We start from the raw sequence: 22,703 nt of genomic DNA, 5'->3' as shown, positions 1-22,703 counted from the left end.
GAAGTTCCCCTGACAAAAAAGTCCCCTGTTGTTTATTTTAAGCTCGATCGCCGATCGCTGTTAATTGCCGACTGGCAAAAATAGCTTCATAGTGGCGATAATGTTTAAATTCGAGGAGGTTATAGAAGGGATCCTCCAGAAAGAAGGTTTTATGTTCGGTTATCTCCCCATGAAAGCGAGTTTTTGGTTCTAGATAAAATTTTAGTTGCTTGACTCGTGCTTGTGCGAGAAGATTGTCCCAATCCCTGGCATCCGGCAGAATTAGACCAAAATGGCGAGGATAAATGCTATTTTGGCGAGTAAGAGGCATTTCAGTGACGTGAGCGACTACCTGATGACCATAGAAATTTAAGATTATCGCTTTCTCGGTTTCCCTTCCCGCTAAACAACCTAAACCATCACAGTAAAAGCTTTTAGCGGTGGACACATCGGTGATCGGAATAGCGAGATGAAAAATTGCAGGTTGATTCATGGCGATCGAGTTTATCGGCATTCTAATAGGTTCCATTGTAGCGATCGAGGGGCGACTCTTCCAGGAATTTTTTTTAATTGGCAATTACCTAGGATTGGCCGAATAAATCTCAAGACATCAAAAAGTGCTGGCCTTTGCAGTAATCGGGGGGGGAAATTAGGCACTTTTTCCCTGAAAATTAGGTAATTGACCCCCTGAAAATGGGTAAAACCCCACACCCCACACCCCACACCCCACCTAAAGACTTTGCGCGATTCTAAAACCAGCGTGTTGATAAAAATTCCGGCGAAACCAATTGCGATAGTAGGGTAGGATTTCTGTGCCGTTAGTCACCCAAGCTCCTCCTAACATCATTTTATGTTGACTATTAAAGAAAGGAGTGGAATTGTCAGCATATAGGTAATGGGGTTGAAAGTCAGTTAAGGGATTAAAATCATCTTCTAGCCATTCCCAGACGTTACCGCGTAAATCATAAATTTCTGAGTTATTACCAGCATTTTTTAACATTCCTACGGGAGTGGGAGAACAGAATTTTAAATTGAGGTTATAGTCCTCAAAGTTATCCTTTTCTAGGGTGTAATCTCGATTTTTTTGACTGCCATAGGTGACTAAATTCCACTCAGCTTCGGTCATTAAACGTATTCCTTGACCTTGAAAACGACAGTAGGCTATTGCTTCATAATAGTTAACTTCTACTGGCCAATCCAGAGGTAAATCGAAAACATCAAACATGGCTCGATATTGATAATTTCCTCCCTCATCTACCAGCCAAAATTTAGGATATTTGACTTGATAATGATTTTTCCATTGCCAAGCTTCCTCATCCCAATAGCAGGGATTTTCGTAGCCACCATCATGGACAAATTCTTTAAATTCTCCGTTGGTAATCATATATTTACTCACCAGAAAATTGTTAACTTGAACTTGACGATAACCATACTCGTTATCCCAACCATAAATAGGAGAATTTTGGGGTTTACCAATTTCTACCATTCCCCCAGAAACCTCCACCATTTGATTAGGATAAGCTTGACCAAAAGAAGGAGCATAATGCCAACCTGGAGGACGTTGCAGACAATCTAAGGGCAGTTGTCTGAGTAACATTGAAGATGTTTCAAAGTGAACACGCTGATGCTCAATTCCCATCATTAATGCCCAGAGAGAATGCCGAGGATGAATAGGAAGATTAAGGGGGATATTTTTAATTATTTCGACCACAATTTCCGAGACTTGTTGCCGATATTCCCAAACCTTAGCCACCCCAGGCCACTGAATTTGGGCGATAGCAGAGTTTAATTCTTCAGGAGTTGCTGGATCTACTCCCACTCCAAACAATAATTCGTAGTCAGGATTAGGGCTTTTTTTTAATAGGTTAACCAGCTGCAATTTATTCAGATAAAAAGCGGCAGCATGACCTAAATAAAAAATGAGGGGATTTCTTAAATCGTCAGGGTTACAGTAAAAAGCTTCTTCTTTGATGATGCTTTTTAACAGCATATCTTCTAATTGCCAAGCATTTTCAAAATAGTCTAGTATATTTTCTCGACTACAGTTGTTTAGAGAGATAGGAGCCTGTGCTTGCATCTTTTCCATGTTTTTATGCCTTTATTGCTGACCACAATGTTTTCATGATTTACAGAGATAATTGACAGAGAATTAAACCGAAGAAATTTTCAGTATCACTGAAAACCTTGAGGGGTTTTAATCCCTTTGATTCTAGGTCTTTTTCCATAGTTTCTAGGTTAAATTTACGGGAAATTTCCGTTAAAATACTTTCCGACGCTTGAAAATTAACCGTTAAATCGAGTTTTTTAAGATGAACAGAGTGAGTTTTTTGACAAATTAAATACATTTCAATTTGAGATTGATCTTGATTATAGATAGCTTGATGACTAAATAAATCAAGATTAAAATCAGCTTGAAAACGCCAATTTAAATGGGAAAGCATATTTAAATTAAAAGCGGCTGTCACCCCTTGAGCATCATTATAAGCTGCTTCTAAAATTGCCACTGGTTTTTGCAGATCAATCCCCAATAAAAAATAATCTCCAGCTTTTAAAACAGTAGCAATTTTTTCTAAGAATTTATCACATTCAGCCGCAGAAAAATTACCGATCGAACTTCCTAAGAAAAAAATCATTCTGGTCTTATAGGAAGGGTTTTGACAATAGGCTAGGGCCTGTTCATAGGTTCCAATTAACCCCTGAATGGGTAAATTAGGATATTCTTTTTGTAATTCTATGGCACTAGCTTTGAGAATAGTTTCACTAACATCAATAGGTAGATATTTAGAGGATTTTTGCTGGTGATAATAAGCATCCAATAACAGACGAGTTTTAGTGGAACTACCACTACCTAATTCGATCAATTCGCAAGCCCCTGTATAGGCGACAATTTCTTGAGCATATTCTTGGAGAATAGCCGCTTCTGTCCTAGTGGGATAGTATTCTGGCAATTGACAGATTGCTTCAAAAAGTTGGGAACCTTGCTGATCATAAAAATATTTAGATGGTAAACTTTTGGGGGTTTTAGTTAATCCTTCAATCACATCTTTTCCCTGATGTTTAACCATATTTTGACCAGTGGCAGCGGTAGCTAAATACTCAATTTGTAATAGTTCTTGGTTAGATGGGTTAAGTTGCATAGATTCTCCAGATTACTCTCCAGTTTTTTAATTGTTCTCGATCAATGCCGGGGAGAAAATCCACTTTGACAGCTTGAATACTGGCAGGGATTATCGTTCCCTGGTAATTTTACCACTAAAACGCCGCAAATTTACCTTTTGTCTAGATAGACAAAGTTTATGGATGGTCAATAAAAGCTGTTAAATTGATCCCTAGTAAGTTGATGTTATCTAAGCAAAATTACCAATTTAAGTAATCAGTAAAGACTGTATTTCCTCTAAAGTAAGATTTTCTTGAATATAGCGAGGGTTAAGGGGATGATAGGGACTGGCAAGACGATCTATCCTAATAATTGTCGCCGTTTCAGGAATAATCGGAATATCGGGATCGTAGGGGGTGCTGCGGGTAAGGGAACTAGAAAAACCTTTAAAAATAGAGATTTCTTCCTCCTCCCCATCCACAGTAATAGTCACCAATAAAACCTCCTGGGGATTTTTGAGGGTGTATTGTTCGAGTTGTTTACCAATATTCATAGAAAAATGGCTAATTATCGATAGCTAAAAACTTATTGTTGTAAAGCTGAACGGCCCTGTTTGCCGAGGCGAATAAGAAGAAAATGGGCAAAATAGAGAGTATAAAAAGAGAGACCAACCAAACCAAAAAAGCCCAAAACGTTAGCAGTAGCTTCTGAATGAAAAATCTCGCGAAACTGCCAGGGGGCTTCTTGCCAAACCTGGCAATAGGGAGAATTTAGCAATTCCCCTGACATAGCACAGGAGAGAAAAGGTAAGGTAGAAATCGCACCCAAAGGAGAATAGATAGTTACTGCCCAACGCCAAGCAGTGGTGACAAATTTAATCGGACTGGCGGGTAAATCTTTAATTTCATCGTTAATATCCACCCAAAACCAGAGGGAAATCGGGATTAAAATCTTCGCCAAAAAACTGGTGACAAAACCAATCGGCCAGGAAGCGATCATTAAATATACGGTAATTAATAAAAGACTAGCCACTCGCCAATAGATAATCAACAATTTCTGCAATGATTCGATTTTTGCAAATAAAGACCAAATCAACAAAATTGCCGGGATAATCACCGTAAATAGCACGGCTAAACGATAATCTATCCAAACGAGAGGACGAAACCAAAGCTGATTCATAAATTATTTAGACATAATGACAATTTGACGATCTCCGCTCTAAAGAGACAGGGATTTTTTATCGATTGAGTTTCCGTTAGCTGGCAGATTTCTCCAACTAGCCGAGAGGGAATCCCTCCCCCCCCTTGCCCCCCCGACGTCGGGGGGGCAAGGGGGGTGCGCGCGCCCCAGGCTACTTAATCCCTTTTGCAGAATGTTTACAGGGGCATTCCCGTCCCGACAAGACAGCTACAGTTAGCTTGCCATATTTATCCCCCAAATACTCCAGCCATTGCCTAAAAACAGACCATCCTGCAGCTGTTATTGACTTGGCTAAATGACGATTTTTGACCATGCCTCTAAGATTTAAGCCTGCATAGACTAAATAAGTGTTTCTAATTAAATTCCTTCATTAATGGCTTCTATCTGATTAGGTGTTGGCTTAACTTTGTATTCAAGGACAAACATTTTGACAATGCCTGACCGATTGTCAACATTTTAGCGCCAAAGAAATAGTAATGACAATATCACATCTTCAATCCCTCTTTACCCTGGCATGACCGGGAACCAGAAGTGGATTGTTATGATCGCTATCGGGTTTAGAACTACTTGACTATCGAAGCGGTGGTGCCGCTTTGAGTTGACAGTTAATTTGTACTTATTTGGCGATCGCGTTTCAGAGAAAGCGGCCCATCCATCCTCGCTATAACCGTCAGGTTTCCTAGATTCTAAGTGGCGCTCTGGATTAGCGCAAGCCAGAACTAGACCCGCAGTCATCGAGGGAAAAAAGGCAAAACGGAGAATAAAAAATCACTTTTTAATAACCAGATTGAGCATGAAATCCCTATTAGGGATTGAAAGACAATCAGCGATCGCAAGCTAACCCCTAAATAAGCCCCACAGTTTGCCTAATAGCTAGTGTATTCATAAGACCTCTTGTAAAAATCAAAAATTGTTGTTAGGGTTAGGAGTCAGGAGTCAGTAGTCAGTAGTCAGGAGAATTAAGAATGAATAATAGTTAACTAAATGGTCTATTGACAGATTTCAGGCAGTTTAATTCTTGTTTTTGCCGTTTTTGAACCCTCAAAAATTAATTATGCAAGAGGTCTAATGAAGTTGTACTTTATGTTGATGAGAAAGGCTGTAACCAAAAAATTTATAAGACTAAATCCGTTTTTAATAGTGTGATTAACTCTCAAGTTATCAATTGTTTCTCCCCACTTCCCCCCGCAACGGCTCGACTGAGCGTCGCCGAACGTCGCGTACGCAGTGACCCCCCCACTATCCTATACTTTTTAAACAGGATTTAAGTAGGTAGGCGTTAAAAGTTATCAGACACCCCCCTTATCAAGGGGGCTATCCATTAGTCAGATCTTTCTTAACAAAAAGAGAAGAAACTTAAAAAAAGGGGAAACGATTGATAGGTATAGTTTTGAAAGAAGGAATTAAGGTGGAGGTAAGCAAAAAAATGGAGAAATGGGCAGCCCAAGAATTACAGTATGCAGACCTAGGGGACACCAGAAGAAAGAAAAGGTTAATCAGTATCGTAGAAAACTTGGCCAGTCAACCTAGTACAAGTGTGCCACAAGCTTCGGGAAATCTAGCCGCCGCCAGTGCCACCTACGACTTTTGGAATTCCCCCTATTTTCACCCCTCAGATCTAATTGCCGCCCAAGCCAAAAGTACAGTAGAAAGAATCAAAGAACATCCAATAGTTTTGGCAGTGCAAGACACAACAAGTTTAGACTTTACGACGCAAAAAGCCAAAAAAGGAATGGGTTATCTAGATTGTAAAACATCCTTTGGTCTCAAAGTTCATACCACCTTAGGAGTCTCAGCGCAAGGAGTACCTTTAGGACTGATTAATCAATATGTCTGGGCAAGAGAAGAAAAGAATTTAGGGATTGCCAAGCAAAGAAAAAAAAGAGAAACTCAAGAAAAAGAAAGTCAAAGATGGTTAGATTCTTTGTCAGAAACACAACAACAAATACCCGAAGAAATTCAAGTAGTAACAATCGGAGATTCTGAGGCAGACATATTTGATTTATTTGCCCAGTCAAGAAATCCTAACTCTCATTTATTAATTCGAGGAACTCATAACCGAAAAGTTAACTATCTCGAAGACAAGCAAAGGTCAGGGCATCCAGAGACTAAATATTTACATCAATCCATCAGAGAAATAAAAGCCTGTGGTAGCCTAGATGTGCAAGTAAAACGCAATCCTAATCACGAGGCTAGACTAGCTAAACTAACAGTTAGATTTGCCAGTTTTGAAATACAAGTACCTAAGCATCACTCGAAAGCGAACCCTCGTCAACCGGTCAAATTACAGGTAATTTTAGCAGCAATTCTCATTTTAAAAAGTAACAAGTGATACAGACAGAAACAAAGCTTTAAGCAAGCTACAAAATGCGCTCCCGCGAGTGCGACTGCATCGCAGAGAAGTGAGTATATAGAGTATTTATACTCAAAATATTTGAAAGATGGGAGAAATCTAGAACAAAAGTTCTCTACATCAGAAAGAGAACCAAATAAAAATTGATGATTGTTGTCTGTTGAGGTAAAATTATTAAGTTGGAAATATTAATTAATCAAACTGTTCTGCGATGACGAAAAAGGCTGTGACTTTAGAAATTCCTGAATTAATACAATTTTTAGTTCAAGAATTACATGACTTACCCGATGACAGAAAACCAGGAAACAATACCAAATATCAGGTAGAAGATGCAGTTAAGGCGGCTTTTTCGGTTTTTTTTACTCAGTCACCTTCTTTTTTAGAGCATCAACGTTTGATGAAAAGTAGTAAGGGAAAAGATAATGCTTCAAGTTTATTTGGTATCAAAAAAATACCTTGTGATAATCAAATCAGAAACCTGTTAGATCCTATCCCAGCTGCCACAATATTTGGCTCTTTTCAACAAGTCTATCAATGGTTAAAAAAACAGGGAGTTATTAAAAAATTTTTCTACTTAGATGAGGAAATTTTAATAGCTTTAGATGGTACGGAATATTTTTCTTCAAAGAAAATTAGTTGTCCCCATTGTAATTGCCGCAATGCTCGTAATGGAACGACAACTTATTTTCATGGTTGCGTCACGCCAATTGTGGTTTCTCCTGAGCAAAAACAAGTGATTAATTTAGAACCAGAATTTATTAAAAAACAAGATGGGCAGCAAAAACAAGATTGTGAAAATGCGGCTGTTAAAAGATGGTTAGATAAGAATCATCAAAAGAAGTATGGTTATCCTGTAACCCTGTTAGGAGATGACTTATACTCTCGCCAACCTATCTGTGAGTTAGCTCTAAAACAAGGTTATAATTTTATTTTTGTTTGTCTTGAAACTTCTCATAAAACCTTATATGAATGGCTAGAATTTTTAAAAAAAAGTGGAGAAGTTAAAGCCGTAGAAAAGAAACAATGGGATGGAGGAAAGAATCTCATTTATCGTTATCGTTATGTTTCTAGAGTTCCTCTGAGAGAGGTCGAGTCAAGTCTCGAAGTTAATTGGTGTGAAGTCACGGTCATTAATGAAAAAACACAGAAAATTATCTATCAAAATAATTGGATTACCAATCATGAAATTACTGAAAATAATGTTGAAAAAATTGTCAAAGCTGGACGCAGCAGATGGAAAGTTGAGAATGAAGGAAATAACGTTCTTAAAAATCACGGTTATAATTTAGAACATAATTTTGGTCATGGTCAAAGTCATTTATGCGAGTTCTTGTTGTCTTTAAATTTACTAGCTTTTTTATTTCATACCGTTTTAGATTTAGTTAATCATACTTATCAAAAGATTCGTGAGTTATTAGTTACTCGCACCAGTTTTTTTAATGATATTCGTACTTTATTAAAATATTTTTGGTTTAAGAATTGGTCAGAGTTTTTCTTGTTTATTCTTACCGAATATGTCCCGCTCAAAAAAATAAATTCTAGTTAAAAATGTCAATTTTTCGAGAGAAGGAAAGATTATTTTATTCATTGAAAAAACCAGAAATTAGGTCAGAATTTCAGCTAAATTTATGAGTTGAGATAAGTTTTTTATGGGCAGATATTTTAAAACTGTCTCTTGAAGCTAATTATGATGATTATCTTGAAAAAAAATGATAATTAGACAGAAGTTCTCTTGTTCACATAGAGAACTTTATCTTCTTTTGTTTTCAAAATGAGAATTGCTGTAATTTTAGCTGAAGAAGAAAATCCGCGTCCTGGAGTTAATCCTATCAGTTGGCTCCTCTTAACTAGCCTAGACATTAGTAGCTTTGAATCAGCGATAACCTGTGTGCGCTGGTATAGTTATCGCTGGTTAATAGAACGCTATCATTTTGTTTTAAAAAGTGGTTGTGGATTAGAAAAACTGCAATTAGAAACGGGTCGGAGAATTGAGATGGCCTTAGCTACCTATTCAATTAGACCTCTTGCAAAAGTCTTAAGTCGATCCTTGTACAGCAACATTTTTGAAGATTATCAACTACTAATAAATAATTAACTGAAAGTCCCTCCCATTATTGTTTCTATCGTTTGTTTTCGGATTTATGCAAGAGGTCTATTGTAGCTTGGAGATTACTCTGGTTAACCTATCAAGCACGCTTACACGGAGAGGAGAGTTGTGAAAGTTTTTTGGAAGAACATGAATGGCAATCTTTGTGTGCCACTATTCATAAAAAGAGTCCGCCACCTAAAAAGCCGCCCTCCTTGGCCAGAAGCGGTCAGAATGATTGCTTCTCTTGGGGGGTTTTTAGGTAGAAAAGGTGGCGGTGAACCAGGTGTTAAAACTATTTGGTTGGGACTGCGAAGGTTACATGATATCAGCCAGACTTGGAAACTATCTCATCAAATTAGTTCCCCCATAGAACCCCCTTGAGCCATCTGGCACACTTTTCTCTTTTTGTCAAATTTTATGTTAAGAAAGATGTGACTAATGGATAGCTTATCAAGGGGGAATTAAGGGGGGATCGAACCTAAAATCCATTTTTAATTTAATTATAACCAGCTACTTAAGTATTTTCGACTTTTGACTAAACTAAAGGGCTGTTTTTCGATTCAAAAATGCCCGCCAAATCAAGCCTATTCCCCGAAAAAAGCTGATAATTAACAACCAAAGTGATTGTAATTCTCCTGCCGTATTTTTCGGTTGCCAGCACTGGGGACGACAGAATAAAAAAGTAATTATCTTTCTCTGGTCTGATAGGCTAAGTGGCTGAAATTTAAGGGTCGCTTGCCAGATTTTTCCTCGTTTTTCTAGATTGACTAGATGGGCCGATAAGCACAAATATTCGCCTAAAATATCTAGGAGTAATTGTTCTGAGTAGATGGGTTCCTTCAGGTGAATTTCTGCTCCTATTTCCGAAAGTTTTTTCAGATTGCCCTGTATAATTATATCCGATTCTGTGATCAATTTAACAGGAGATTCCAGTGCTTGGTATTGAGTTTCTAGGGCGAGGGGAGCTTCCAATAAAGCCACTAAAGCAGTCATGATAATAACCACATTATATATAGCCAAAATCAAGCCAAAATTTAGGGGATTTTCTTGATAATTGTGATGGTGTAAATTAAAGAAAATACTAATTAAAGTAATGGTGAGAAAAAACAGCAATGGGTAGGATAAGTGCCAATTATATTGATAATTTTGGCGAGCAATTCCCTTCGGTGTCACCTGAAATCCTTTGTCAAAGGGTTTCCAAAGAATATGGAGAACTGTTAGGGCTGTAGGTATACAAATAATCATCGATAGTACCTCAGAAAAAATAATCGAGCGCGAGCGACAATTTAACCAGTGATAAGTGGCTAACTGCAGCATCATGTAGGGTAAAAATATATAGATTGTCTCATCGATAGTAATGTTCAAAGGTACGATATAACCAAAGGTATAAAGGAGAGGAATCAGCAGAGAAAATAAACGAGCTAAGGGAGAAAACCAAGATAAAAGTCCTTCTAAGTGTGCCAATCTTTGGGGTAGGGTTAGTCCCGCAATTTTTAGGGGATTAGCTTTGATAAAAAATGCCTGTAAAGTTCCCCTTGCCCAGCGCAATCTTTGCCGCAAATAAGCTGATAAACTTTCGGCAGATAAACCAGCGCTGAGTTTTTCATTTAAGTAAATAACTTCATAACCTTGGGCAGAGATAGCAATTCCAGTAAAATAGTCTTCACTAATAGATTCTATATTAAAGTAGCCCACTTCTTCTAAGGCCTTTCTTCTGACAATAAAAGAAGTGCCAGCACAGACAGGACTACCCACCCCATCTTTAGCTGGTTGGATATGACGATAAAATAATTCTTCGTCGGGAGTAACGATATTTTCTAAACCTAAGTTATGGGCGATAGGATCGGCATTATAAAAGCTTTGGGGCGTTTGCACTAGGGCAATTTTGGGGTTTTGAAACCAGCCAACAGTTCTTTCTAGAAAGTTCCGACAAGGGATAAAATCCGCATCAAAAACTACCACTAATTCCCCTTGTGTTTGTCTGAGAGCATTGTTTAAATTACCTGCTTTAGCGTTTTTTCTATCCTCACGAGTCAGATAATGACAATTTAATTTTTCTGCCAATTGATGAATTTCTGACCTCTGGGTGTCATCGAGAATATAAATATTTTTATGGGGATAATTAAGGGCTTGACAACCGATAATAGTTCTTTTTAAGATGAAGGCTGGCTCATTATAGGTGGGAATCAGAATATCTACCGTCGGTAAATACTGTTTATCGATTACCCCTTGGCTATAAAAATCAGCTTCTTTGTGTCTATCCTTCGTGGTTAAGACTAAAACTAACTGAATCACGCTACTACTTAAAACCATCATCTCAAGGCCTAAAAGTAGTAAACTAAAAAAGCCATTAATAGGGGTGGAAAGATTTAAGGTTTCCAGAATCCTCCAGACTAGATAGCGCAGGGTGATAGCGAGAGTGATGGAAATAATAACTAATCTTGACCAAACTTGCGGACGCGGAGACAAGAAAATGATTAACTGCGTAAAAATTAGCAGGATAACCGTGGGTAATAATAATTGATAGCTATGAGCAACCGTGGGAACTTTAATCCAAGCAAATGGGTTAAAAAATTCTTCTACTAAGCCAAGGATTAATCGATAAATACTGTCTTCTGGCCAAGATAATGAGAAACTGACCATCATTAGCCCGCCGATCACTGCCAAAATAATTAAAAGAACCGATATTATCGCTAAAATGGATTTGAATACGGAGGAATATGCTGGTTTTTGAGGGAACGGAAAAATCGATTCTCGGTTAGACATAAATCCCCTTCTGAGTAAATAAATCTAACTACATTTTACAATTCTTAACAAAAACCCGGGCATTTTTGGCAATGACAGGAGCGCTCTCCACCAAAATGCTACATTTTGTATCAAGCCGAAGATGAAACTAGCAAGAAAAAGTCTAGAAATAGTATACTCTGGTTAACCGTGAGGAAAAATTAATCTATGATAGCCGTCAAAATCGCCGTTGTTAGCGCTCTCGTTTTAGTTGTGGTCAAATTCGTCGCTTCTGTTCTAGGTAAAGGCAATATACCCCTACTTAATCAGGCTGTCACCGTGATTTTAAGCCTTTTTATCGGTTTTGAGTTGATTCAACTGGGACAAGCGGTGATTGAAAAGATTAATTAAGGGCTAAACGGGCCAGATAGAAGCTAGTAATAGTTTTAGCATCGATCGATTCTCCCTTGGCGATCGCCGATTCCATTTCCTCAAAACTCATAAAAACCACTTCTAGATCTTCATCGGCATCTTGAGCGGGGGGCAAGCTTAATTTTTCCAGATCCCGGGCCAGAAAAGCATAGATATATTCATCGGAATAACCCGGTGCCAGGGCAAATTTACCCAAAGATTGCCAATTGTGGGCCCGATAGCCCGCTTCTTCCTCTAATTCTCGTTTTACCGTTGTAGCAGGGTCTTCTCCTTCATCAATCGTCCCGGCGGGAAATTCCAGAATGCGAGCTTGCAAACTAAATCGATACTGACGTACTAAAACCAATTGACCTTCCTTGGTGATTGGAACTGCTAAAGCGCCCCCCGGATGACGCACACATTCCCATTCTCCTTCGACACCGTTAGGTAAACGCAGTTTCGAGACTTCAAATTGAAAGACGCGACCCTGATAAAAAAGACGTTGTTGGAGAAATTGAGGCGGTTCAGACATAGAAAATTTGCAACTAGGACTTTAAGAATTAATATCAACAAATGTCACCTTTGTCACCGGTGTTTCAGGTTATAATAGAAAATGCTGTCTTTACAGGTTAAATCTTTTTCGAGAAACCCCCATGGCAAAAAAATCGATGGTAGAACGCGAGAAAAAACGCGCTCGTCTCAGACAAAAATACGAAGCTAAACGGGCGGAACTAAAAGAACAATTCCGCACCGCCGAAGATTTTGAAGAAAAACTGGCAATTCACCAAAAATTACAGGAATTACCCCGCAATAGCGCCCCCAGTCGTCACCGCAACCGTTGCTTAACGACCGGCAGACCGAGAGGATACTATCGCGATTTTGGTTTATCCCGCAACGTTTTACGCGAATGGGCCCACCAAGGTCTTTTACCCGGTGTGGTCAAGTCTAGCTGGTAGTCAGAAACAATATCTAGGGAAAATACCGGGATAGAGGCGTGGTTTTTGCGTCTCTATTGCCGTTTTTAGGTAGGGTTTGCGGCAAAAAGTACGGGCGAAGCATTCGGATAGAAAATCTACGGTTTCACCGATAGGTTATTGCCCGAATGCTTCGCCCCTACAGGACGCGATCGCCGCTCAAGATGCCAGGTTTTGAAGCACGATTCTCTCAAAATCTTGCACCTGTTTCGCCAGAAAAGCCACAAAACCCTTACCTTGCCTACATTTCACATTTATTCAGCAAGCCCTAAACAAAAACTCTTGATCGAGCGATCAAGAGTTAACCATGAACAAAAAATTCACCTAGACTACAGTAGCAGCCTTACGGGCAGCGGCGGCCTCATCGGGATGAATACCGAGACGGGTAAGATTGAGACGACCTTTACTGTCGATCTCCCGTACCTTAACTAACACCTCATCCCCGACGGCCACTTCATCCTCCACCTTACCGACGCGTCCCTCGGCCAATTGGGAAATATGGATCATTCCCTCTTTCCCCGGCAAAACTTCCACAAAAGCGCCGATTTGGATAATGCGAGTCACGCGACCGAGATAAACCTCACCCTCATTGAGTTTGCGGGTCATATTGTAGATCAGTCGTTTAGCTTTTTCGGCCTGTTCCCCATCGGTAGAGGAAATGGTGACAGTACCATCGTCATCGATATCGATTTTCGTGCCGGTCTGTTCAGTAATCCCTTTCACCGTCTTACCACCTGGCCCGATTACTAACCCGATCAGATCCGGATCGATCTTGATCGTCAATAACCGGGGTGCGTGGGGAGATAATTCCGTGCGGGGTTTTTCTAGGGTTGCTAACATCTTCTCGAGGATATGTTTGCGGGCCGGTAAAGCTTGTTCGATCGCCTTGGCCACCACTTCCATGCTTAAACCGGGGATTTTCATATCCATCTGAAGAGCGGTGATGCCGGAATCAGTGCCAGCCACCTTAAAGTCCATATCTCCCAGAAAATCCTCGATACCCTGGATATCGGTCAAAATCCGCACTTCTTCCCCTTCTTTAATTAAACCCATGGCCGCACCGCTAACGGGTTTTTTCAGGGGAACACCGGCATCCATCAGCGCCAGGGTGGAACCGCACACGGAACCCATGGAGGTGGAACCATTAGAAGAGAGGACTTCCGACACTACCCGCAGCACATAGGGAAATTCCTCCTGGGGGGGAAGGACAGGTACGATCGCTCTTTCCGCTAAAGCACCGTGACCAATTTCTCGACGGCCGGGAGAACGCATGGGACGGGTTTCACCGACGGAAAAGGGTGGAAAATTGTAGTGATGAAGATAGCGCTTTTCATCTTCGGGATGGAGATCGTCCCCTAAATCCTGAGCATCACCGGGGGTGCCCAGGGTGGCGATCGAAAGCACTTGGGTTAAACCGCGATTAAACAGGCCGCTACCATGAACCCGGCGGGGTAAAACTCCCACCCGGCAAGAAATCGGGCGTACTTCGTCCAGTTGGCGACCATCAACCCGCACCCCATCCTCAATAATTTGGGCGCGCATCAGTTTTTTGGTCAGATCCTTGAAGAGATTACCGATTAACTTGGGTTCTTCCAGCGTTGGAGCTTTTAAGGGATCTTCATCGGGGAGAGCGGTTATAGTTTCCTTGAGCCGATTTTCGATCGCCGCTAATTTCTCATCCCGTTCGGTTTTGCTGAGGGTAAACTGAGAGAGAATCTGTTTAATTTCCTCTTTAGCTTGTTCTTTCAGGAAATTATGCACGGTTTCGTTTACTACCGGCGCTTCTCGGGTGACGAGGGGAATACCCAACTGATCGATCAATTCCCGTTGAGCGGTGATCAGGTCGCGGACCGCTTCATAACCAAAATCGATCGCCTCAATAATATCCCGTTCTGGTAACTGATTAGCTCCCGCTTCGATCATCACCACCCCTTCGGGACTACCGGCCACCACTAGATCCAATTCTCCGTTATGGATTTCCTTGTAGGTGGGATTGATGATAAATTCATCCCCCAGTAAACCGACGCGCACCGCTGCCATCGGTCCTTGGAAGGGAATCCCTGCCAACAGAACCGCCACGGAGGCTCCGGTAACGGCCAAAACATCCGGGGGTACTTCCTCATCCATCGAGAGGGTCGTAGCGACCACCTGAATATCATCCCGTAGCCAACTGGGGAATAGAGGCCGCAGGGGGCGATCAATCAAACGACCGGTCAGAATTGCTTTTTCCGGGGGACGACCTTCACGACGCAAAAATCCTCCCGGGATGCGCCCGGCGGCGTATAATCTTTCTTCGTAATCAACGGTTAAGGGCAGGAAATCTACTCCTTCTCTGGCCTTGGCTGTGGTTGCTGTCACTAAAACTGCCGTTTCTCCCGATTGGATCAGAACGCTACCGCCAGCTTGGGGGGCTAAAAGCCCTATTTTTAGTCGAATATCCCTGCCATCAAAGGATATTGACTTATCAAACTCTTCCATGTAAAGCTATATTCCTTTCTTTCACTTTTCTCTGTGCTGTCGCCATCCTAGCATTTTTTGTCCCCCTTTCCGACAGGTTTAATATTCAGTGATCAGTGATCACTGATCAGTTATCAGTGATCACTGATCAGTGATCAGTTATCGGTTATCAGCTTTTTTCTCCCTGCTTCCATCTCCCATCTCCCCACTTCCCCAATTTCCCACACCCCACTACCCCACTACCCCACACCCCAATTCCCCACTACCCCACTACCCCACTACCCCACACCCCAATTCCTGCTTTTAAACAGGATTTAAGATTACTTGCTCAAACCGGCCAAAAAATGATACTTTCAGATATAGGAATAATCTGGTTAAGAAAAAAAATGTCTTCCCTTGCCGCTTGCTGGCCTAAAAATATTTCTAAGTATTAGCAAAACTGACTGACTCTCAGCAGTTGAGCGGGATTTTTCCTAGCTCAAAGAACCCCAGACAAAGAAAATTAAGACAATTAAAAGGATTGCGTCTCTATTATCTGTCAGACGCTTCTAATCCAGTGAATTTGCGGGTTATCTTCAAATTAACCCCGTTTAACCCTATTTATTATCGATCATGGCTGAAAGTTATTTATTAAACAAACTGCAATCTGTAGAACAGACGTACAAAGAATTAACCCGTCGTCTAGCGGATCCCGATGTCACCAGTAATCCGGGTGAATTGCATCGTCTGGCCAAATCCCGCGCTTCCCTAGAGGAAACGGTCAACACTTACGAAATTTGGCAAAAAAGTCAAGAGGATTTAATCGGGGCGAAACAAATCTTCAAAGAATCCGCCAGCGATCCCGAATTACGCGAAATCGCCGCCCTAGAAGTGGCAGAATTAGAGGCAAAAATCGCCACTTTGGAAGACCAATTAACAATTCTGCTGCTGCCCCGGGATCCCCTCGATGAAAAGAATATCATGCTGGAAATTCGCGCCGGGACTGGAGGTGATGAGGCCAGTATTTGGGCGGGGGATTTAGTTCGCTTGTACTCAAAATATGCCGAAACTCAAAAATGGAAAGTTAGCCTTTTGAGTGAATCTCCGGCGGATATGGGAGGATTTAAAGAGGCAATTTTAGAGATTAAAGGCGATAACGTCTATAGTAAGCTGAAATTTGAGGCAGGAGTCCATCGGGTGCAGCGGGTTCCTCTGACGGAAGCAAGTGGTCGCGTCCACACTTCCACCGCTACCGTGGCGATTATGCCAGAAGTGGACGATGTGGAAGTGCATATCGATCCCAAGGATATTGAGTTAACCACGGCTAGATCTGGGGGAGCAGGCGGTCAAAATGTCAATAAAGTGGAAACTGCGGTCGATTTAATCCATAAACCCACGGGAATCCGGGTTTTCTGCACCGAAGAGCGATCGCAATTGCAAAACCGGGAACGGGCCATGCAGATTCTCCGGGCGAAACTGTACGATATGAAGTTACAGGAACAACAGGAAGCGGTCAGTTCCATGCGACGCTCTCAGGTGGGAACCGGTTCCCGTTCGGAAAAAATTCGCACCTATAACTATAAGGATAATCGTCTCACCGATCATCGCTTAAATCAGAATTTTTCCCTCGAGCGCATTTTAGACGGCGATATCGAAGAGGTGATCCAATCCTGTATCGCCAGGGATCAACAGGGAAAACTGGCGGAATTAGCCGCTGCCCAAGAGACAGCTTAATTAGGACACAGGAGACTCCGAGACTCCTGGATTATTTTTATTTATGCTCCCCGCTCCCCTCTCCCCAACCCGCAACGGTCAAACCCCGTGCATGATTAATTTTTCGCAGTTCAAAATTGATTATTATTCATTAAACCTCTTGCATAATTAATTTTTGAGGATTCAAAAACGGCAAAAATAAGGATTAAATTGCCTAGAATCTGTGAATTATTCATTCTTAATTCTCCTGACTACTGACTACTGACTCCTGACTCCTCACCTAACCGAAGATTTTTGATTTTTACAACAGGTGTTTTTTACTTGCTATAATCGAGTGTCGAATTTGAGTAGGAGACGGGAGAAAATGGCCGATTGGCAGGAAATAGAGGGGGGGATCACGGCCCCAAAAGGATTTAAATCCGCAGGGATGGCCGCGGGGCTAAAACCGTCCGGTTTGCCCGATTTAGCCCTCATTGTCTCGGAAACAGAAGCGATCGCCGCAGGCGTCTTTACCACCAGTCAAGTGCGCGCCGCTTGCGTCGATTATTGCCGTCAACGCCTCCAAACTAAAGCCAGCGCCAGGGCGATTTTGTGTAATGCTGGCCAAGCAAACGCCGCCACGGGGGAAGCCGGATGGCAAGACGCTCTCGATAGTGCCGCCGCCTTGAGCCAAGTTTTAGGGATTCCCGCCGATGCAATTTTGCTGGCATCTACGGGAGTGATCGGGCAACGGATTCGCATGGATGCGTTAACCGCCGCTTTACCGACCTTAGCGGGTTTATTGTCGGAAAATGGTGGCGAAAGCACGGCCCGGGCGATTATGACCACGGATCTAGTCCCCAAATCGATCGCCTTGCAAACCACCATCGATGGTCGTCCGGTCACAATTGGGGGAATTGCCAAGGGATCGGGGATGATTCACCCGAATATGGCGACGATGCTCTCCTTTATCACCTGTGATGCCGCAGTATCGACGGTTCTCTGGCAAAGTATGTTAAGTCGGGCGGCTAATAAAAGTTTTAATCAGATTACGGTGGATGGGGACACCAGTACCAATGACAGTCTGATCGCCTTGGCTAATGGTCAATCGCGCACCACGGCGATCACAGAAATGGGCCGGGATGCCCAAAAGTTAGAGGCCATGTTAACGGAAGTTTGTCAATACTTGGCTAAAGCGATCGCCCGGGATGGGGAAGGGGCCACCTGTTTAATAGAAGTGCGGGTTTCGGGGGCGGCCGATGATCAGTCCGCTCGTCAGATTGCTCGCACCATTGCCGGCTCTTCCTTGGTAAAATCGGCGGTTTTCGGTCGAGATCCCAACTGGGGACGAATTGCGGCGGCCGCGGGCCGGGCCGGGGTTGTCTTCCATCAAGAAGACCTGCAAATCAAGTTAGGCGACTTCGTGATGATGGAAAATGGTCAACCTCTGGCGTTCGATCGAGCTAGTGCCAGTAATTACCTGAAAGCGGCAGCAAGCGGGGCTTATTTACGAGAAGATACCGTTTTAATGTCTATCTGTATCGGTAACGGTTCGGGAACAGGTACGGCCTGGGGTTGCGATCTTAGTTACGATTACGTCAAAATTAACGCCGAGTACACCACTTAGGGTTTGCTGAAAAAGCTTTTCCTAGGGGCAGGGTGTGGGGTGTGGGGTATGGGGTGTGGGGTTTTACCGATTTTCAGGAGGTCAATTAGCTAATTTTCAGGGAAAAAGTACCTGAATTTTTCCCCCAATCACTCCAAAGGTCGGCACTTTTTGAGGGAAAAAAAGTCTAAAAGTCTGATCCAACAAGGTTTTTAGATTTATTCAGCAAGCCCTACTTAAAGCGATCGATTCTGTAAATAGGCTCTCTTGTCCTTGCTGGATTGTATCGCAACAGCTTGATCAAAGGTTGACGTTAGGCTCTAGTCTATACCGACAATCTCGATGATCGATCCTGTTGATTACACAGCAGCCAAGAGAGCCGATTACTCGATTAACAGATAAACTTTAATGGTTGGATTTTACTGAATTTCAACCAACCTCGAAAACAGTTTTGTCAGTCCCTCAGTTTCTTGGCAAAATCCATCTATTGGTGGGGAAAACGCTGCATGGTTCCGAAAAAATCACCACGAATTCCTTTAGAATTGCACCAGATCAAAGCTCACGAGTTTTATCAAAAACGGCTGGCATCGGGTAAAGAAGGCAATGAGATAGATGACTGGCAGCAAGCGAAAGAATATTTGAGCCAACATCCCAGAGCGATTCTTGCTTGGAATCTAAAGATGCCCTATCGCGGGGGAAAAAGGCTAATTAAAAGATTGTTGCTATCGCTCCAGTCTCTTGTCAGAGTTGCTTGGAAACTGCTAATCTTTCCCTTCTGGCTATTTCAGCAAATACCGGGGCTTTTTGCCCGTGAAGACAAAGACAGCCGCACCTTTGCCATTGATGTGGTCAAAACGATTATTTCTGCCCTGGGATTAATTGCTACCCTTTCGGCAGGAATCGGACTTTTTGTCAATTATCGCAATTCTCAAGCGGAAATACAACTGATTCAGGAACGTCTCATCACTGAGCGCTTCTCGAAAGCTGTCGAGCAAATCGGTAATACTAAAGAGGAGGTGGTAATTGGCGGCATTTACTCCCTAGAGCGAATTGCCAAAGATTCTCCCAAGGATCAATGGACAATTATGGAAGTCCTGACTTCCTACATTCGTAAAAATTCCCCCATTCCCTCGAATATTGAACAACTGGAGCCAGAGGAAAGACAGAAAGCCCTAGAAAAGCTCCCTTCCGTGAGTATTCTAGTTCAGGCCGCTTTAACGGTAATCGGCCGGCGTAAAGTTGAGAATGACCAAGCTGGGGATAATTTGGCTGAAACAACTGACCCTAATAAAATTAAAATTCTTGATTTAAGTCGGACAAATTTGAGGGGAGCCAACCTCAACGGAGCCAACCTCGACGGAGCCAACCTCAACCGAGCCAACCTCAACGGAGCCAACCTCGACGGAGCCAACCTCGACGGAGCCAACCTCTACGGAGCCAACCTCAACGGAGCCAACCTCAACGGAGCCAACCTCAAGGGAGCCGACCTCTGGGTAGCCTACCTCAACGGAGCCTACCTCAACGGAGCCTACCTCAACGGAGCCGAACTCATCAGAGCCGAACTCATCGGAGCCATCCTCTACAGAGCCAACCTCAACGGAGCCAACCTCAACGGAGCCAACCTCAACGGAGCCATCCTCATCGGAGCCATCCTCTACAGAGCCAACCTCAACGGAGCCAACCTCAACGGAGCCAACCTCAACGGAGCCATCCTCATCGAAGCCAACCTCTACCGAGCCAACCTCAAGGGAGCCAACCTCAAGGGAGCCAACCTCTACGGAGCCGAGGATCTTTATCCAGAACAAATTAAATCGGCCTGCTTTTGGGAAAAAGCAATATACACGGAACCCAAGTGGGATGAAGATACAGAATTATGGGTGGCTGCTGACCGGGAAGCCAATCAACGAGAAATCGAGAAACTCAAAAGGGACAAAAACTCAGATCCGCGAAATCCGATCGATTGTAATACTAAATAGGGTCTGCTGAAAAAGTACGGGCGAAGCATTCGGATAGAAAATCTCCGGTTTCACCGATAGGTTATACTAAATCCGCTGAGTATAGGCTACATATCAGGAGAGGCACTTCTGCAAGGGGAGTGACTGTTAAATTATGACAGATGTATTGGCAGCTGCGTGTAAGCATCCCACCGAAAAACTAATGCGCGGGGGGTTTGGGGGCGGCGCCACGCCCCCAACGGGGGGTTTGGGGGGTAGAACCCCCCAAAAGCTTGGATTGAGAGATAAAAAAGGAATTTAACCCTCGGTTTCCTCTCTGGTTTGGATAAACAGAATCAAGAGGAAAACAGTGGGGACTAGGACGAATAGAATACTAGCGATAAAGCCGAGATTATTTACCTGCATGAGTTAACTCCCTTAAGTGACAACGGATTTGCATTAAAGATTAACTCCTAGAATATCATCCCAGAGGGCGTTGCTGATTTGAGAGGGGAAGTGGGAATTATGAATTATGAATTATGAATTGGGAATTGGGAGGTGGGGAAGTGGGGAAGTGGGGAAGTGGGGGAGTGGGAGAAAGGTGGTTATCTTTTCACCCCCTTGGCTCGCGCGTCTTTAATTGGTACTTTTGGATCGGTGGCGATGATGTGAAGATCGATATTTTTCTGCCAGATCAGGCGCATGAGTTTTTGGGTGAAAGAACCTTTGATGAAATTCTTCCAGCGCGATTGAAGGCTCTCCCCGATCACAATCTGGGTGATTCGTTCGCGCTCGGCCACTTCGGCGATCGCTGCGGCCACCTGATAGCTTTTAATCCTTAAGAATTTACCCTCGAATTCCCGACATAAACGTTCGCAGGTTTCGATATGTAAAGCCTCCTCTTTCGTGAGAAAGCGCTCGGGTTTATCGACGAAAATCACGAAAAATTCCGCGTTCATATACCCCGCTATCCGCGCTCCCCGACGTAATAATCGTAAAGAGTTGGGATAGGTGGAAATACAGACTAATACCCGTTCGTGAACGGGACAGGATTGACCGATAAATTTTGTTGAATTACTCGCTTCTTCTTCCACCGTATCGGCCACTTCGCGCAGGGCGAGTTCCCGGAGGGCGATTAAATTACGCCATTGAAAGAAATTATTTAAAGATGGTTGGATCTTTTCGGGAGCGTAGATTTTTCCCGCTAATAATCTTTCCTCTAGGGTTTCGGGAGTAACATCTACCACGATCACTTCATCAGCTTCCTCCAAAATTCGATCGGGTATTCGCTCTCGCACCACCACCCCAGTGATTCGGGCAACCAGATCGTTTAAACTCTCAATATGCTGGATATTCACGGTCGAGTAAACATCGATTCCCTGGGATAAAATTATCTCTACATCCTGAAAACGTTTCTCTCGCTCGGAACCTGGTGCATTCGTGTGGGCTAATTCATCGATCAGACACAGCTGGGGTGAGCGGGCGATAATCGCTTCTGTATCCATTTCCGAGAGAGTAAACCCCTCTTTCTCTAGGATTTTTCTCGGTACGATTTCCAACCCCTCGGCTTTTGCGGCGGTCTCTTTCCGGCCGTGGGTTTCGAGCAGTCCAATCACCACGTCGGTTCCCTGCTTTCTGAGGCTATGGCCCTCCTCCAGCATCTTGTAGGTTTTCCCGACCCCCGGGGCCATCCCGATAAAAATTTTATGTCTTCCCCGTCGCACGGTCGTCTCCTTTTTGGCAACTTCCCCTGTAGATTAATAGTTAGTAAAAGTATAGTCAAATATAGACAGACTGAATTCCATTTCAGAAATTCCCTTCACTTTTACTTCGAGAGATTGATTCTCCTTGGGTGAACTACGCATCTTTCTATCCCATAGCGGTTAAACGCATTTGGGAATGCTTTTCGTAAAATATTGTAGGAACCCATGACATCAGATTGGCAAAGAAATCCTCTATCTATACGATATAACCCTCGTAAAATTCAGTTTCCTGAAAATACTAGCCTTTCAGTTGTTTGTCCATACAGTGGTAGTGATCGTTACAGGCGTTCAGTAGCGAGTTTGGCAGTTTTAGGTGATGACAATGTAGATTTACGCTACCTAGATTATCATGTTTGACATCCCGACAACGTCCCGTTGTCAGAAAACGGGGTCGCAGACGCTCGACGGTCGGGGAATGACGACGAACGAGGTCAAACAGCATCTA

At 42.9% G+C, this 22,703-nt stretch carries 18 protein-coding genes and 3 pseudogenes; 9 read left to right on the top strand and 12 right to left on the bottom strand.

Annotation, left to right across the window (positions count from 1 at the left end; all coding sequences use genetic code 11):
- Positions 1–37: 37 nt before the first annotated feature.
- From B5D77_RS07825 to B5D77_RS27060, 6 genes and pseudogenes are all read right to left on the bottom strand, one after another.
- Positions 38–472, bottom strand: coding sequence for a VOC family protein (locus B5D77_RS07825; RefSeq protein ID WP_039899529.1), 435 nt, complete (start codon positions 470–472; stop codon positions 38–40).
- A gap of 237 nt (positions 473–709) precedes the next feature.
- Positions 710–2,065, bottom strand: coding sequence for a 5-histidylcysteine sulfoxide synthase (gene ovoA / locus B5D77_RS07820; protein ID WP_106908594.1), 1,356 nt, complete (start codon positions 2,063–2,065; stop codon positions 710–712).
- A gap of 40 nt (positions 2,066–2,105) precedes the next feature.
- Complete coding sequence (gene egtD, locus B5D77_RS07815; RefSeq protein ID WP_008197517.1) at positions 2,106–3,116, bottom strand: L-histidine N(alpha)-methyltransferase; 1,011 nt, start codon at positions 3,114–3,116, stop codon at positions 2,106–2,108.
- Between the two features lie 228 nt (positions 3,117–3,344).
- The gene (locus tag B5D77_RS07810) at positions 3,345–3,629 is read right to left on the bottom strand and encodes a hypothetical protein (RefSeq protein ID WP_008197515.1); all 285 of its coding nucleotides are present in this window, start codon (positions 3,627–3,629) and stop codon (positions 3,345–3,347) included.
- A gap of 32 nt (positions 3,630–3,661) precedes the next feature.
- The gene (locus B5D77_RS07805) at positions 3,662–4,255 is read right to left on the bottom strand and encodes a DUF3177 family protein (protein ID WP_002740183.1); all 594 of its coding nucleotides are present in this window, start codon (positions 4,253–4,255) and stop codon (positions 3,662–3,664) included.
- Between the two features lie 39 nt (positions 4,256–4,294).
- Positions 4,295–4,628: pseudogene (locus tag B5D77_RS27060) on the bottom strand (RNA-guided endonuclease TnpB family protein); the annotation flags it as partial.
- Positions 4,629–5,702: 1,074 nt separating this feature from the next.
- Here B5D77_RS27060 and B5D77_RS07795 point away from each other — a divergent pair.
- From B5D77_RS07795 to B5D77_RS07780, 4 genes and pseudogenes are all read left to right on the top strand, one after another.
- A pseudogene (locus tag B5D77_RS07795) lies at positions 5,703–6,578 on the top strand (IS4 family transposase); the annotation flags it as partial.
- Positions 6,579–6,840: 262 nt separating this feature from the next.
- Positions 6,841–8,089: pseudogene (locus B5D77_RS07790) on the top strand (ISNCY family transposase).
- 311 nt (positions 8,090–8,400) lie between these two features.
- Positions 8,401–8,724 carry a transposase gene (locus B5D77_RS07785; RefSeq protein WP_371515162.1) on the top strand — a complete coding sequence of 108 codons (324 nt, stop codon included), beginning with the start codon at positions 8,401–8,403 and terminating at the stop codon, positions 8,722–8,724.
- Positions 8,725–8,844: 120 nt separating this feature from the next.
- A complete protein-coding gene (locus tag B5D77_RS07780; RefSeq protein WP_371515161.1) occupies positions 8,845–9,099 on the top strand; it encodes an IS4 family transposase in 255 nt (84 codons plus the stop codon).
- A 159-nt stretch (positions 9,100–9,258) separates the two neighbouring features.
- Here the strand turns inward: B5D77_RS07780 and B5D77_RS07775 are convergent, their stop codons facing one another.
- Entirely contained in the window at positions 9,259–11,484 is a 2,226-nt protein-coding gene (locus B5D77_RS07775; RefSeq protein ID WP_106908592.1) for a glycosyltransferase, read from the bottom strand.
- A gap of 186 nt (positions 11,485–11,670) precedes the next feature.
- Between B5D77_RS07775 and B5D77_RS07770 the strand changes: the two genes are divergently transcribed.
- On the top strand, positions 11,671–11,853 hold the full coding sequence (locus tag B5D77_RS07770; RefSeq protein WP_002769951.1) for a hypothetical protein: 183 nt from the start codon (positions 11,671–11,673) through the stop codon (positions 11,851–11,853).
- Here the strand turns inward: B5D77_RS07770 and B5D77_RS07765 are convergent.
- Complete coding sequence (locus B5D77_RS07765) at positions 11,846–12,385, bottom strand: NUDIX hydrolase (protein WP_004268241.1); 540 nt, start codon at positions 12,383–12,385, stop codon at positions 11,846–11,848. The genes B5D77_RS07770 and B5D77_RS07765 overlap by 8 nt on opposite strands.
- A gap of 121 nt (positions 12,386–12,506) precedes the next feature.
- On the opposite strand from B5D77_RS07765, the gene rpsN reads away from it, so the two are divergent.
- Positions 12,507–12,809 carry a 30S ribosomal protein S14 gene (gene rpsN, locus B5D77_RS07760; RefSeq protein ID WP_002740009.1) on the top strand — a complete coding sequence of 101 codons (303 nt, stop codon included), beginning with the start codon at positions 12,507–12,509 and terminating at the stop codon, positions 12,807–12,809.
- Between the two features lie 342 nt (positions 12,810–13,151).
- Here rpsN and B5D77_RS07755 read toward each other — a convergent pair whose 3' ends face one another.
- Positions 13,152–15,305: a polyribonucleotide nucleotidyltransferase gene (locus B5D77_RS07755; protein ID WP_106908591.1), complete on the bottom strand. Its 2,154-nt coding sequence runs from the start codon at positions 15,303–15,305 to the stop codon at positions 13,152–13,154.
- A gap of 591 nt (positions 15,306–15,896) precedes the next feature.
- Between B5D77_RS07755 and prfA the strand changes: the two genes are divergently transcribed.
- The 3 genes from prfA (at position 15,897) to B5D77_RS07740 (ending at position 20,537) form a co-directional block, all read left to right on the top strand.
- The gene (prfA, locus tag B5D77_RS07750; protein ID WP_008197495.1) at positions 15,897–16,997 is read left to right on the top strand and encodes a peptide chain release factor 1; all 1,101 of its coding nucleotides are present in this window, start codon (positions 15,897–15,899) and stop codon (positions 16,995–16,997) included.
- Between the two features lie 343 nt (positions 16,998–17,340).
- Positions 17,341–18,582, top strand: coding sequence for a bifunctional ornithine acetyltransferase/N-acetylglutamate synthase (argJ, locus tag B5D77_RS07745; RefSeq protein WP_002736235.1), 1,242 nt, complete (start codon positions 17,341–17,343; stop codon positions 18,580–18,582).
- Between the two features lie 485 nt (positions 18,583–19,067).
- Complete coding sequence (locus B5D77_RS07740) at positions 19,068–20,537, top strand: pentapeptide repeat-containing protein (protein ID WP_106908590.1); 1,470 nt, start codon at positions 19,068–19,070, stop codon at positions 20,535–20,537.
- A gap of 276 nt (positions 20,538–20,813) precedes the next feature.
- Here the strand turns inward: B5D77_RS07740 and psbM are convergent, their stop codons facing one another.
- The 3 genes from psbM to B5D77_RS25790 form a co-directional block, all read right to left on the bottom strand.
- Positions 20,814–20,921 carry a photosystem II reaction center protein PsbM gene (psbM, locus tag B5D77_RS07735; RefSeq protein ID WP_002745897.1) on the bottom strand — a complete coding sequence of 36 codons (108 nt, stop codon included), beginning with the start codon at positions 20,919–20,921 and terminating at the stop codon, positions 20,814–20,816.
- Between the two features lie 179 nt (positions 20,922–21,100).
- Positions 21,101–22,219, bottom strand: a complete 1,119-nt coding sequence (locus tag B5D77_RS07730; RefSeq protein WP_106908589.1) for a universal stress protein — start codon at positions 22,217–22,219, stop codon at positions 21,101–21,103.
- Between the two features lie 277 nt (positions 22,220–22,496).
- The gene (locus B5D77_RS25790) at positions 22,497–22,700 is read right to left on the bottom strand and encodes a hypothetical protein (RefSeq protein WP_149979568.1); all 204 of its coding nucleotides are present in this window, start codon (positions 22,698–22,700) and stop codon (positions 22,497–22,499) included.
- Between the last annotated feature and the right edge of the window lie 3 nt (positions 22,701–22,703).

Origin of the sequence: Microcystis sp. MC19, assembly GCF_003019735.1 — a bacterium.
Classification (GTDB): Bacteria; Cyanobacteriota; Cyanobacteriia; order Cyanobacteriales; family Microcystaceae; genus Microcystis.
This window is presented reverse-complemented; position numbering and strand designations above follow the sequence as displayed.

Coding starts and splice junctions, on each gene's coding strand:
- B5D77_RS07770 (WP_002769951.1), top strand. CDS start 11,671: ATGATAGCCGTCAAAATCGCCGTTGTTAGCGCTCTCGTTTTAGTTGTG.
- B5D77_RS07775 (WP_106908592.1), bottom strand. CDS start 11,484: ATGTCTAACCGAGAATCGATTTTTCCGTTCCCTCAAAAACCAGCATAT.
- B5D77_RS07825 (WP_039899529.1), bottom strand. CDS start 472: ATGAATCAACCTGCAATTTTTCATCTCGCTATTCCGATCACCGATGTG.
- B5D77_RS07765 (WP_004268241.1), bottom strand. CDS start 12,385: ATGTCTGAACCGCCTCAATTTCTCCAACAACGTCTTTTTTATCAGGGT.
- B5D77_RS07740 (WP_106908590.1), top strand. CDS start 19,068: ATGGTTCCGAAAAAATCACCACGAATTCCTTTAGAATTGCACCAGATC.
- B5D77_RS07755 (WP_106908591.1), bottom strand. CDS start 15,305: ATGGAAGAGTTTGATAAGTCAATATCCTTTGATGGCAGGGATATTCGA.
- B5D77_RS25790 (WP_149979568.1), bottom strand. CDS start 22,700: ATGCTGTTTGACCTCGTTCGTCGTCATTCCCCGACCGTCGAGCGTCTG.
- B5D77_RS07785 (WP_371515162.1), top strand. CDS start 8,401: ATGAGAATTGCTGTAATTTTAGCTGAAGAAGAAAATCCGCGTCCTGGA.
- argJ (WP_002736235.1), top strand. CDS start 17,341: ATGGCCGATTGGCAGGAAATAGAGGGGGGGATCACGGCCCCAAAAGGA.
- B5D77_RS07805 (WP_002740183.1), bottom strand. CDS start 4,255: ATGAATCAGCTTTGGTTTCGTCCTCTCGTTTGGATAGATTATCGTTTA.
- prfA (WP_008197495.1), top strand. CDS start 15,897: ATGGCTGAAAGTTATTTATTAAACAAACTGCAATCTGTAGAACAGACG.
- B5D77_RS07810 (WP_008197515.1), bottom strand. CDS start 3,629: ATGAATATTGGTAAACAACTCGAACAATACACCCTCAAAAATCCCCAG.
- psbM (WP_002745897.1), bottom strand. CDS start 20,921: ATGCAGGTAAATAATCTCGGCTTTATCGCTAGTATTCTATTCGTCCTA.
- rpsN (WP_002740009.1), top strand. CDS start 12,507: ATGGCAAAAAAATCGATGGTAGAACGCGAGAAAAAACGCGCTCGTCTC.
- ovoA (WP_106908594.1), bottom strand. CDS start 2,065: ATGGAAAAGATGCAAGCACAGGCTCCTATCTCTCTAAACAACTGTAGT.
- egtD (WP_008197517.1), bottom strand. CDS start 3,116: ATGCAACTTAACCCATCTAACCAAGAACTATTACAAATTGAGTATTTA.